Source organism: Neochlamydia sp. EPS4 (genome assembly GCF_000813665.1).
Classification (GTDB): domain Bacteria; phylum Chlamydiota; class Chlamydiia; order Chlamydiales; family Parachlamydiaceae; genus Neochlamydia.
In genome coordinates, this window is sequence record NZ_JSDQ01000061.1 from 85,615 (window position 1) to 97,946 (window position 12,332).

General features: G+C 35.5%; 6 protein-coding genes. 4 read left to right on the forward strand and 2 right to left on the reverse strand.

The window, feature by feature from the left end:
* Window positions 1-397 precede the first annotated feature (397 nt).
* On the reverse strand, window positions 398-3,160 hold the full coding sequence (locus DB42_RS06585) for a hypothetical protein (protein WP_044882259.1): 2,763 nt from the start codon (window positions 3,158-3,160) through the stop codon (window positions 398-400).
* Between the two features lie 751 nt (window positions 3,161-3,911).
* On the opposite strand from DB42_RS06585, the gene DB42_RS06590 reads away from it, so the two are divergent.
* The 4 genes from DB42_RS06590 to DB42_RS10500 all read left to right on the forward strand — a co-directional run bounded on the left by DB42_RS06590 (window position 3,912) and on the right by DB42_RS10500 (window position 10,674).
* The gene (locus DB42_RS06590) at window positions 3,912-7,238 is read left to right on the forward strand and encodes a hypothetical protein (protein ID WP_044882260.1); all 3,327 of its coding nucleotides are present in this window, start codon (window positions 3,912-3,914) and stop codon (window positions 7,236-7,238) included.
* A gap of 61 nt (window positions 7,239-7,299) precedes the next feature.
* Complete coding sequence (locus DB42_RS06595; RefSeq protein WP_162180764.1) at window positions 7,300-8,319, forward strand: hypothetical protein; 1,020 nt, start codon at window positions 7,300-7,302, stop codon at window positions 8,317-8,319.
* Between the two features lie 176 nt (window positions 8,320-8,495).
* Window positions 8,496-9,629, forward strand: a complete 1,134-nt coding sequence (locus DB42_RS06600; protein ID WP_155117453.1) for a hypothetical protein — start codon at window positions 8,496-8,498, stop codon at window positions 9,627-9,629.
* A gap of 739 nt (window positions 9,630-10,368) precedes the next feature.
* On the forward strand, window positions 10,369-10,674 hold the full coding sequence (locus DB42_RS10500; protein ID WP_080502768.1) for a transposase: 306 nt from the start codon (window positions 10,369-10,371) through the stop codon (window positions 10,672-10,674).
* 236 nt (window positions 10,675-10,910) lie between these two features.
* On the opposite strand, the gene DB42_RS10505 is transcribed toward DB42_RS10500, so the two are convergent.
* Window positions 10,911-11,981: an F-box protein gene (locus DB42_RS10505; protein ID WP_052436037.1), complete on the reverse strand. Its 1,071-nt coding sequence runs from the start codon at window positions 11,979-11,981 to the stop codon at window positions 10,911-10,913.
* Window positions 11,982-12,332 lie beyond the last annotated feature (351 nt).

The window sequence follows — 12,332 nt, forward strand, 5'->3', positions numbered from 1 at the left end:
CCATTGCTTAAGCCTTTAAGAGGGTAGGGGATGTGTAAGCATCCCTCCCATCTTATGGGCTAGGCTTATTGGTTTTAAGAGTTTAACCGTAAGGTTTTAAATTTATTAAAATTTTTATTTATAGCATGGCTGCATTGCTTACCAAATATCTTCCTTTTCAAGAAGCCTTTCACCCCTAATAGGATATTTATCGATATAATAAAATTCCTATTATTTTGCAGCAGCTCTTTAGGCCTTGCTCTACTTAATAAAAGCCATCTCTTTAAGGAGCAAGCAAGCTTCTAAAGGATGAAATCTTTTTAGATGATACGCCTATAATTTTTAAAAAATGCCATTAAAGTTTTACAAACGCCTTTTTTTTATCCTCAGCTTAGCTAAATCATTTGTCGAAGTTTGTTTAATCTTCCCTTTTTTCATGGGGCAGAGCTTCAATTTGCCATTCCTCTTTATTGTAAATGAAAGGAAACTCAGCACCCCTAACCCCCATTAGCTCTTTTGCATGGCGGAGTCTTTCTCTAACTCCAGGCTTATCAAAAATTTCGAATGCTTGCATTAATCCTAAAACATTTTTATGAAGCTGGCGCGGGGCCGTTACCAAGGTAGAAGCCTCAAAAATTGCCACTATTTCTTTCCATAAAGGAGATTCTTTCTCTTCTTGATAAATCGGTTTATCTTCTAAATCGCACATGATTAATACCATTTTTAGCAAGAGGCTCACTACGATATCTGTTCGATCTGTGGAATCAGATGAGAAGCAAGCAAAAGCATCTGCTTTCATAAAGGGCAGGAGGGCTAATATAAGGCGAGCATTAAACAATTTAATGAAAATACGTCGATGGCTTTGCATCAAGGGATCCACATCTTTAAAAAAAATTTCCTTTACTTCATACATACATTTAGTGACTAATTCCTTGAATTCCAGGCTAATCTTCCACGCTTTAGGAAATACATAGTCAGCCCGATTACTTGATTCTTCTGCTATTCCTGGAGAAATAATTTTCTCCATAAGTGCTGCCATAAAGGCTTGCGTAGTTTTATAGCGAGGAATATGAGGGGCCGGATCTATGTGTGCCTCGTTAGGGTAGAATAGGGCCGAATGATTTAAGGGGAAAATAGCGGCAAAAGTTGATAGCCATTTTTCATGGTTAAGGCTAATCAATGCATCGGTTTTAGCTCTTTCTGATTCATACTTTTTAAGAGCTTTACTTTGCAAATTAATCAATAATATGCGACGCGAACCAGCTGCAAAAGTATCAAATTCAGCATTTAAGCCAGCTTTCGAGGTAGGTCTAGCAAAGCGATGAAAATTTACTATTTTTTCTGAGCCATCTTTTTGACTAATTGTGAAGTTTAAAACCTTGTAGGGAATCTTACACTGCTGATGATGCTCCTTATATTTCAGGGTTTTCCACCCTAATAAATCAAGCAAGGGAAGCTTGTAGCTTGGTGGTAAAGCTACTATAGCGGCGTGTTGCACTTCTTTAGGTAATAATAAAAGATTGCTTTGCCTATAAGCTATAAAGCGCGTCTCCTTTTTAATTAACTCTTCTAATCCTATAGGCATTGTTTCTTGCAATGCCTTTCTCATTAATGCCACGCCGTTAATGTCTGTAAACATGTGATCACACAAATGCTTTAACACTAATGCATAGCCGCTAGCTGACTCTTCACCTAACGATTTATATAATTCAAAATCTTCTTTAGCATCTTTTAATATCTCTCGAAGTTTAGATAAATAGGCTATATGAGACTCTTTCATCTTCTGATTATAGACAGGAGATTTACAAATCTTAGAACCAGTATCATTTGAAAGCGAGAGTTGCAAGTCCCTTAAAAATTTTATCAATTCTTCTACTTTTTCTTTCACAAGAGGGGAGTGATTAGGCCTGGTAGAAAGCCTATCATGGATGAAAGCTTCGTTATTTACTACCCACTCGTGCACAGAGTTTAAAAGAGTAAAAATTTTTTCGTCCTTCCAAATGACTTTTTCCTCGTCTTTTTCATCTTTCCAATAGCTTGCTAAATAATTAGGAATATGCCAGAGAGTAGATAACCATGAGTCTGAAGGAGTCTTCCACGTTCTTAAAAATACTTCAATTAATTCTTGCTTTTGTCCTAGCGGTAAAAAGCTTTCTTGAACTATTTTTTCGCATAACGAATCCCATTTAGCTTTTCCTAGAGTTCCTTGAGCATAGCAATTAGAAAGATCTTCAAGTGTAAAAAGTAAGGTCTCAAATTTTTCTTTTCTAAAACATTTACCCTCAGAATAAACATTATATTGCCACAGATAACGTTGATACCTTATTTCGGCAACATTCACCTTCAATTGCTCGGAGATAAATTCCCACAGCTCTTTTTCATCCTGGTATTTAAAAGGAATTTTACAGATTTCGCTACAAAATAAGCCCCATTCCTCATCTCTCAAACTTTTTTGCTTATGTCTTAAGGTTAGCTGTTGGCAAGTTAAAATGATCTTATCATAGAGAGTTTTATAAGTAGGTGTTTCTTCACTTTTTTGTTCTTCTACTGACAAAGAAGATAAGGTATTGATATAACCTTCAAGGGCTGCCATTTGAATGCGTAATTGGTATATTAGGGGGGAATCTCCTTCTCTATTAGACCAGATATTAAAGATAAGCCTTAGAAGCTCTTTTTGATGTTCATGGCTGCAATGAATTTTAGTGATCCTTTGATATAACCATTCGGTATTGAAGGGTTGTTCCTGCTCTTTAGGCGAAGAGTAGTAATGGGTAAAAAATTTTAACCTTTTAAAAGCTATCTTAAAGCTATTCTCAGCGCTGTGTGGCTTAAACCTAAATTTCCATTCCAAGTCTGAGAAATGTACTTCTAAGCGCTCCTTTCTTAATTCAAACTCGGCGTGTAACGATAAACCCTCTTTAAACAATTCATAAATTTTATTTTCATTTTTAACCGACAACTTTAAATGAATGATCTGCCCGCGAATGGCATCCCATGCTTCTACTACATCTAAATCCAAATTATTAAACCTCTCAATAATAGCAGAGAGCTCTTCTATCTTTCTTAAAAAAAGCCGTTGATACTGAATAGGAGTTTTATCAGCATCTTGTAAGTCTTCGAAGTTAATGTAAGAAGAAGCAAGGGCTCCTTCCTGCGCTGCTTTAAAATAGGTAGTTAACATATAGGATGGCCTTATAAATTAAAGTATATAGTAATTTTTCCTTATATAGAGTCGCCCTGCGCAAATAAAGAAAATATTATAGGCAAAAGGCTCATGTTGAGATAAAAAGATAGAAAAACAAGGACTTAAGAATGATATTTTTTGCACTAAGCATCTTTAGAATCGATTTAATAGTTTACAGATTTTCTCTCTAATATTTCTCTTTGATAAAAAATAGAGCGGTTTTTGAATTTAAAAGGCAATGCTTATAAAAAAGCTTAATTATTTATTTTTTCTCTATCATTGAAAAGAAAAATTAGAAGTGAATTTTTCGCTCTTTTGCTAGGAAAAGGTAGGCTTTAGTAGGAGAGCGTTTGCTAGTAAGTTGCCATAGGAATATACCAAGCGATAGAGGGGGGATTTTACAGGCCTCTAGGCAGCCAAATATGCTTACACTCAACCATTTTTTACTATAGTTTTTTTGTTAACATTATCTTTTTAGCAGTAATAACTTAAGTAGCGCCCTACCTCTGGCTGCCTCCCCATTTAGGACGATTCTATAGATTAAATGACCTCTCAGTAAAAAGTTTTAAGGATTTATCTACCCACCACTCTAGAAATAAAAAAGTTTTATAGCATACTTAAAAAAAATGCTTAGTTGGTATTTAAGTCGGCCTAAATTTATAAGACCTTAATCTTCCATTAATTTACTTTAAAGGTTAGATCTAATATACTTGAAAGATCAAATAATAATTTAAATTTAAGTGAATTTATGCATGCTTTTCCTTCTATTAAACCTGCTAAGCTAACTGTACCTGCGTCAAGTTCTACTCCTCAAAAAAATGATCCTTACCCTTCTTTTTCTCAGAAGATTGCTAGAATATGGCGCCACACTCTACGTTTTATAAGTTGCGGAAAGTTATATAATGTTCCTTTAAATAAAAGAAATTTAAGAGTAATTGAAAAATTTAAACATACTCAACTTTATAAATTTCCCCACAAGCTTAGAATTGTAACCTCTTCTGATCAGGAAACCTCCTCACACTTTAATGAGTCATTAGAGGGTATGAGAGAGTTTTCCCGCCAACTAGCTCAACTAGCGATGGAATGCATACATAAACAGTACATCGCTTCCCCTGTGAAATGGGTAAATGAGAAATCGGAAGAAATTCCTCATATTGTCAGTGATCTAGCTCAACAAGCTATTAAGATCGGTAGTCTTTCCGTAAAACCTATTTTTGAATTAATTCAAAAATTTGAAGTTAATCAAAAAGCTATAGAACAAATTGATAAATTGCTGGGCTGGGCAGTGCAAGATATTCAGCCTAAAGAGCCTGAAAAGCGTAAAGAGTTTCATCTGGCCTTTAAGGCAGAATTGTTAAGAAAGATGGATGGCAAAGTTGATTTTGTGCTTCCACGTGCTCCTAAAAGTTTACCTTCCAAGAATATTAAAGAGCACCTGGAGGCTTGTAGTACTAAAATTGTAGATTGGCTTTTTGAGTCTAATCATACCCAATCACTTCTTAGCTTGTTTGATGATGAGCCTTACAAGCCTTCCGAAGAAATGATTAATCATGTTTTCCAACAAGCTTTACATTTGCTAGTGGAAAAGAAAATTATTTTTTACAAAAATAAAGCTAATCATATCCTCCAAAATAGACTCCCTCTCATTGTTGAAACTTCTTTACAAGAGAATGCTAAAAATATAACTGATTTAGTTTCAGGACGTCTAGCTGAGATCTTAGACAATATGGGAGATGAGCAATTTACCGTGCTATTTGATAAAATAGTAGAGGTCATAAGCAATCACCTTACAAATGTTGCGGATAGCTATGAAGAAGCAGAAAAAGCCGTTAGCGAGCATACAAAACTTGAAAAGTATGCTCAAGAGGTTATTAAATGCAAGCCTGAAACTCAAAAAGAGATTAGAGACTATAATCTTTGCAAAAAATACTTACAAAAGCTCCAAGAAATGGGAGGAGTACCAGCAATTGAGGAAGATATTTTATTTAAAACTTTCCTCGCGCTTAATGGCAGCAAAGAGTTTGTGATAGAAAATAACACGGCAGAAGAAATCTCTAAGCTTTTCTTAAACACTCTTTTACCCGATGTGATCAAAGATGGCAAAAAAATCAAGGGATTAGAAAACCTATTATCGACCATAAAACTTCCTGAAGAATTTACTGAACTGTTCAACGAAGCTAAAGAAATAGCTCAAATGATTTTAACTCCTGAGCAATACAATGAATTGGTTGAACTAGGTAAAACCGCAAGTGATTTTAAAGAGCTAGCCTTAGATGGATGCTCTGAATTAATCAAAATAGGCTTTAACGAAGCATTAGAGCTTCTTATTAAACAAATGTCAAAGCCGGAAGAGCTTAATCTTGTAATAGCAAGTAATATACTACCGTCTACTGTAGAGATAATGATTCAAGCTTTTGCAGATGATCTCATTTACTATAATCTTAATAAGTTGGCTCCTTATTTCCACAAGCTTCCTCATGAAGCAGCAGAAAAAAAACTGCTACAGCTTTTATTCCAATTAGCTAACGAAGAAGGAAAGCTCTACGGATTTTCTAAAGAAAAAGAAGCGATCTTTTTTGATATTGTTAAAATACGTATAGATGAAATCGTTAACCTGATCCAAGAAGTAAAAAAAAGAGATCCTAAGAAAGATGGGGTAAAATCAGTCATTGCAATTATCAAAGCCTACTACAAAGAAGAAAATGCAAAAGACAATAACCCTCATTTTGCCCATTTTATTGACGTAGGTTTGCGTGCAGGCCAATTTGGCAGTTTTCTTCCACGTTTGTTTAACCTAAAAACCCTACGCAATATGTCCAGCAAGCTGATTACTAACTCTTTGCATAATCTTCGTCAGTCCTATAGGCCTGGCCTTAATCGCCTAATTCCTTTGATGGAAGATAAATATCTTGATCGAGAGGTTATGAAGAAATTGATCAAGCAATATCCTTCCTTGGAAGAGCTTGAAATAGATATACAGGCTATAGAAGAACGAATAAAGCAAATAGAAGAAAAAGTTGGCCTTAATGGTAATGATGACAGATTGCTTAATCAGTTGCTATCAGCAAAAAAACTTTTGCAAAATAAACTGAAGTTAAAAGAGGAAATAGGAGTAGAAGATAATAAGCATCAAAAAGAAGTAATCCAAGCTCAGAAAAATCTTCCTGTTGAAGTAGATAAAGTTGCAAGACTTGGTTACGATATAATGCTTTACAAAGCAAAGAAAAAAATGCCTCTGATCGGCAAATTTATTTTTCGTCAATTGGTAGGCAATACTGCTGATAAGATTGGGCAAACAGCTCTCAGAGTCATTACTAGGACTATTGGCCGCCAGTCATTCAATGAGCATTTGCTCAATAAAATTCTTTTAACCTCATTATCAGCTATCCATATGAGCACGGCCCTCAATCGCGAAGTAAAGCCTTTATTGCATCCAAACAATCAGCTGAAAATTGATCATATTACTGTGCCTGTAACCGCACAATCTCGCCAAACTCCAACCCTAAAGATTGAAATTCCCCTGACAGTGGAAAGATTGTCTACATGGGGAAAAATCCGCCGTTTTATAGTTGGAATATTTGCACGTTTATTTAGCTTATTTAAAACAAAGAAAATAAGTTTAAGCAGTAAACAAATTAGACTGATGGAATACGTAAATAAGGACAAAGAAGCAGCTCCTGACTCAGCTCTATTAACTACTCCCTCCATGCCTTCTGTGGAAATAGCCAGTGCCATCCGAGAGATAAAAATAGTGGAGAATAAACCAGAGACAGCACAACCTAGCCATAATTTCTTTTTTGAGGAAGACATTCATGATTTAAATCCTTCTTTACAAAAAGTGGGCAAGTTTGTTGCTGATTTTATGGCACGAATTAGCCAAGAAATCTTCCAGGAGAAAATACGACCCCTCACCCAAACCGTAGAAAGGAATGCTCAAAATCTTCCGGAGAGCATTCCTCAAGTATTAGATTGGATAACCAAAATCATTTCTCCTTGGGTCAATACTATTCTTAAAAAAGTTATTAAGCATGGTTATAAATTTGAGCTTGATACCTCCACCAAGAGCTTTTTTTAATATTTTACTTAAAGAGCTAAAAGATAAAGATGGGGTTCTCAAAGAAGGCGTGTTCGAGAAGATGGAAACCTATTTGCGAAAAATGAATCTCGTAACAACAAATGAAGATTTACAACTTTATTTGGATCCCATTCGCCAATGGGCAAGCCAAAAGTACAACCATCCGGAAGAAATTCATTCTTTAGCAGAATATACAGGTCCTCGTGATGTAAAATATGATATTATGATTTCTAAATTTTATGTTGCAGCCGTTCAGTGGCTTATTAGATATAAATTGGAAAGTCACATGGATGAATTTCAATACTTTTTGGAGAATAAGCTCTCCGGTATGGTAGAGCGTCACTTAACTAACAATATGCAACGCTTATCTGCGCTGCTTTTTAATCGTATAGCTACTTTAATAAATCTCATTACTGACGAAGATTACAAAAACCTTTTTGATAATTCTGCGCAAATGCTTAATAATCAGCTAGTTAATTTAATTAAAGCAGAAAAAATTGTTAGCGGCAACCTCTCTCAGGTTAAAGGAAAAGAAAACGAAACTGTTTGGCGCGAGCATATAGCGCAGGAGCTGATAGCTAAGGATACGAAGGGAGAGCCTCTATACAATCTACCTGATTTAGCACGCGCTTTAATTGATATTCCTTCTTATATCAAAAAAGAAGATATAGAAGGGTATAAGGCTGTAGAAGAAAATAAATTTTTCTTACCCCTCCTTGAAAAGCTTTTAAATTATGCTTTGCCAACGGGCCATCAAGAACTTGTTCAAGGGAAGGTTGTAGTATTAGATGCTTTTGAAGAGCTATTAGACAACATCATTATCGAACCTGAGATTCAAAATATGGTGGGAGAACTTCACCAATTTTTTAAATCTTTGCTTCCTCCAAAATTTGCTAGCAAAATTGATACTATAAACAACACTGTTGTTAGGATAAGCAAAAAATTTATTCTCAATGTAGTTAGACAAAATGCCACTAAAGTTTTAGCTCAACAATTAAAAGGAATCTTTACAATTTTATCTGAAGAAAAAAACGGATGGAGTTCCTGGCAGAAACTTTTCCTCTTATTCATAAGGAAATAATAAGATCTTTTGTTTCCTATACCATGACTATCGATGTGCAACACTCCACCTACTTTTTCGCCAGGATGCTTGAGAGTCATTTGCAGCCTCGACTTAAAGGAAAGCTTGTTGAGGAATTATGGGAATCGTGCTCAAGTAGACTTAAATGTTCTTGGAAGGAACTTAAAATTAGCAAGGTGAATTTTCTAGAAAACCATCTACCTGATATTTTAATAGATTTTACCTTAACATTTTTAGCAAAGTATCATATTGGTGATATTTCTCACACCCAGCTAAGGCTTTTAATTGAGGATCCAACCAACGGAGCAGCTGTAAAAAGGATTGCTGATATTCTGTTGCAGAAAATCTGCGAAAAACATTCAGAAATGGAATTAGATCCCGCAAGCCAGGAATATTTCGTTATTTATCTTAATCCTCTATTAGAAATAATAGTTATAGAACTTAGAGAAAAGCAAAAAGTGCTGCATAAAATCTCTCCCGATGCGACCTTGGAAGCTGCCGATATTGATACTACTTTAAACAACTTCTTTATAGGAGCCAATGATAAACAAACGGTTTACGTAGACATGATTGCTAATATTATCAAAATGGGTAAGTTAGGAGGCGATCCCACAGCATCTAAGACTACGTTCCTAGAGACGTTTATACAGCACATTACAAAGACTTTTCGAGTTAGAAATGCGTTAACAGCTGTTTTAGTACCAGCCATGCACCCTGTTCGAGCTTCTATTTTAGGAATCACTGATTTAACGGCTCAAGCTCTTAATAAAAAGTATCTAAATGATCAATTTATAAAAAATTTATTAAATCCTGAGACTTTAAATACCTTAAAGGCTAAAGAACAACAATTAAAGCGTAAGATTGAAGATAAAAGAAATCTATTAAAGGCGGCAGAGGATAATCATACAGCTGAGCAGCACAACAAAAAAATTATAAGGCTGAAAGAAGAATTAGAAGAAATTCGACGAGCAATAAAGGTTAAAAAAATGGAGACCTCAGCGGTAAAAATAAAAGAGAAGGAAGCAAAGATGGAAAGGCAATTCCAGCAGGGTTTATCACTGACTGCCACCATCTTGTACGATTTAATTAATTTCTTTGTTAATGAAAACCAAAGTTTTTGGGCTAATCAATTAGGTAAATGGGGTTTATGGATGGCAAGCGTGGATGAAATTCACCTGCAAGAAGTACTTAAAACTTTTTATGATAAATTTTTTCATAATGATGACTTAAATGAAGGATTATTTTTAGAGATTATGCAAATGCTTCTAAAGCGGGTACAAGAAAAAAGCGCCCTCGTGCTAGAGAGGTAATTCGTACTGAAGGAAAAATAAACCTATACCCCTTGGATTGAAAAGTAATAAGATTCTATACCAAATAATCTTGCTCATGAAAGTACTAGAGAAAGTATTAGAAAAAAAGCTTTAGAGGTTAAAATTTTTCATTTAGTACAATTAATTTTGATCAATTTTTATTTTTAATGGAAAAAGAAAAAGCTAGGCTGTATTTGTACAAGCTTTAGAAGCTTTCCTTCTTTTTTTTTCAGTTTTTTCACATCTTTAGATTAGCCCTCAGTTTTTTTGTTCTTTTGTATTTGCCTCTACTACCTACTCCACCTGCTAAAAACGTTAAAACGAAATTTTTTGTAAGCTAACGCGAGTTATCGGATAAGGAAATAGTTGAAAAAGACCTTCACATGTTTCAAAATTATTTTGCACTAAAAAAACTTAAAGCTAGAAGGCTGAAATGATCGAAAAAGTTATCCACTGATCAATCTCCATTTTTTGCGGTATAGATGATTTTTGTAAGCAATTAGAGGTTGAATGGCACATAATATGGGTTGAAAGCCATTTAAGAATCGCTACTTGGAAAAGCAATAAAAGAAATAGAGGGCCAAAATTATCATTAAGTGAAGCAATAAGTAGTGTCATCGTTTCATAAAAGTGGCTAAAGTGGCTATAATACATTTAAAGATTACTATAGGCGACAAGCCATTCTCTCGCTGAAGAAATATTTTCCTCCTGTTCTTTCTATAATAAGTTCATCACTTTAATGAAAACATGCTTATTTTCTCTTTTTGTTTATTCACAAGCTTGTTTAGGGGAGTGTACAGGCATTTCGTTCATTAATTCGGCTATATTGGCAGTATGTCATACCCATCGTATCCATTCCCCTCCTAGTTTTAAAAAAATAGCAAAAAGGGGAAAAACTTCTATAGGGTACTTCTATGGATTCAAATTACACTTAGCTATTAATGATAGAGGAGAAATGCTTGCTTATATGTTAGCACCAGGAAAAGTGGAGACCCAAGTCCTTGTCTCTGATCTATCTAAAAACATTTTTGGCGCAATGTTTTAATTCTTCTAGTGAATGATGGAATACAATAGGCCTAGTTTCTTCCTGTCAAGAAAGGTTGTTCTCCCAGCTATAAAACAATCTGCAGAAAAAGAGAAAAACTTCTTGTAAATGTGTAAGTAGGTTTAAGCTTACTTAGTTGCTGGAAGGAAAGCGGATTACTCGTTTAAAGATAAGGCGGCTAACAGTTTTTTATTTCACTTCAGCTTACTCCAATTTAAAAAGCACTTACAACCATTTTACAATTGAAAACACTGCCTTATTTTTTCGGGGATATCTTTCAAAGGATTTTCTGCTAATTTAAGCGTTTGCAGCTTAGACAGCTGTCCGATTTCTGCAGGCAGGCTAGTGAGCTGGTTTTGATTTAAGTCAAGGCGTTCCAGCTCAGACAATTGCCCAATTTCTCCAGGCAGACTGGTGAGCTGGTTTTGATTTAAGTAGACCCATTGCAGCTGAGACAGTTGCCCGATTTCTGCAGGCAGACTGGTGAGCTGGTTTTGATTTAAGTCAAGCCATTGCAGCTCAGACAATTGCCCGATTTCTACAGGAAGGCTGGTGAGCTGGTTGTGAATTAAGGAAAGCGTTCGCAGCTGAGACAATTGCCCGATTTCTGCTGGCAGAATGGTGAGCTGGTTTTGGCCTAAATCAAGCCCTTGCAGTTGAGACAGCTGGCCGATTTCTGCGGGCAGGCTGGTGAGCTGGTTGAAGCTTAACCTAAGCCCTTGCAGCTGAGACAATTGGCCTATCTCCGGGGGTAAATAAGTCAAGCCTACCCCGGATAAATCTATACCCATGGTATTTTTACAATTTTCTTCAATCCAACCTCTAAGAAGCTCCCCTTGTTTTTCTAAAGGTAAATACTTGATTTTTTCTTGACTTAAGTATTCCGCTCCACCAGGCAGTGCTTTCCACATTAACAGACGATTAATATTTATAAGATAAGAGGCATAGTTAGCCAGAGTAAAACACCTTTTTTCCTGGGTTTTCCATTTAAATTCTAGCTCCGCAGGAGCAAGGGATTTAGCTAGAGTAAAGGCTTCCTTGAAGATTGCCTTAGCTTTTTCTCCTTCAGAAAGCCTATCATCCAGCTTATAAATCCTATCTAAAATAAAAGCCTGCTTGTTAATATCCCCTTGGGAAACATGTACTTTACCTATTTGTTTATAAAGAGAAGGCATCACTTCAGAAGCCAGCAGATGATGCCATCTTTTACAGACGCTAAATAAGGAAGGAGCTGCACAAGCCTCTAAGATAGGAAGCAGCAATTCATTGGGCAAGCTTTCAATAGAGGCCGAAGAGATAGGATGCATTTTATTTCCTTGGGTAGTGATGACTTTTCAGCATTCTTATTTTTTAAAGGCAATATTAAAAAAATTAAAAAAGCAAGTCAAACGAATTCGTATCCTTATCAATGAAAAACAATTCAAAGATAATTTACCGGCGCTTTTTTTCAGATAGACCTAAGGAAAAAGGGGGGGGGGACCTTCCAAGCATTCAGGAGCAGCTACAGGTTTTGGCGATTAAGTGACGCAGCAATTTTAATTTGGCTAAAAGAATAAAATTAATTCTTAGCTTTATTTGAGAAAAACGGCTCTTTTTGGCGCAATTTTTTAATTCTTCTATCGAATGATGGAATACAATAGGCCTAGTTTCTTCCTGTC

What these genes read in the sequence shown, in the direction of transcription:
- DB42_RS06585 (WP_044882259.1), bottom strand. Translation starts at nt 3,160, where the DNA reads ATGTTAACTACCTATTTTAAAGCAGCGCAGGAAGGAGCCCTTGCTTCT.
- DB42_RS06590 (WP_044882260.1), top strand. Translation starts at nt 3,912, where the DNA reads ATGCATGCTTTTCCTTCTATTAAACCTGCTAAGCTAACTGTACCTGCG.
- DB42_RS06595 (WP_162180764.1), top strand. Translation starts at nt 7,300, where the DNA reads ATGGAAACCTATTTGCGAAAAATGAATCTCGTAACAACAAATGAAGAT.
- DB42_RS10500 (WP_080502768.1), top strand. Translation starts at nt 10,369, where the DNA reads ATGAAAACATGCTTATTTTCTCTTTTTGTTTATTCACAAGCTTGTTTA.
- DB42_RS10505 (WP_052436037.1), bottom strand. Translation starts at nt 11,981, where the DNA reads ATGCATCCTATCTCTTCGGCCTCTATTGAAAGCTTGCCCAATGAATTG.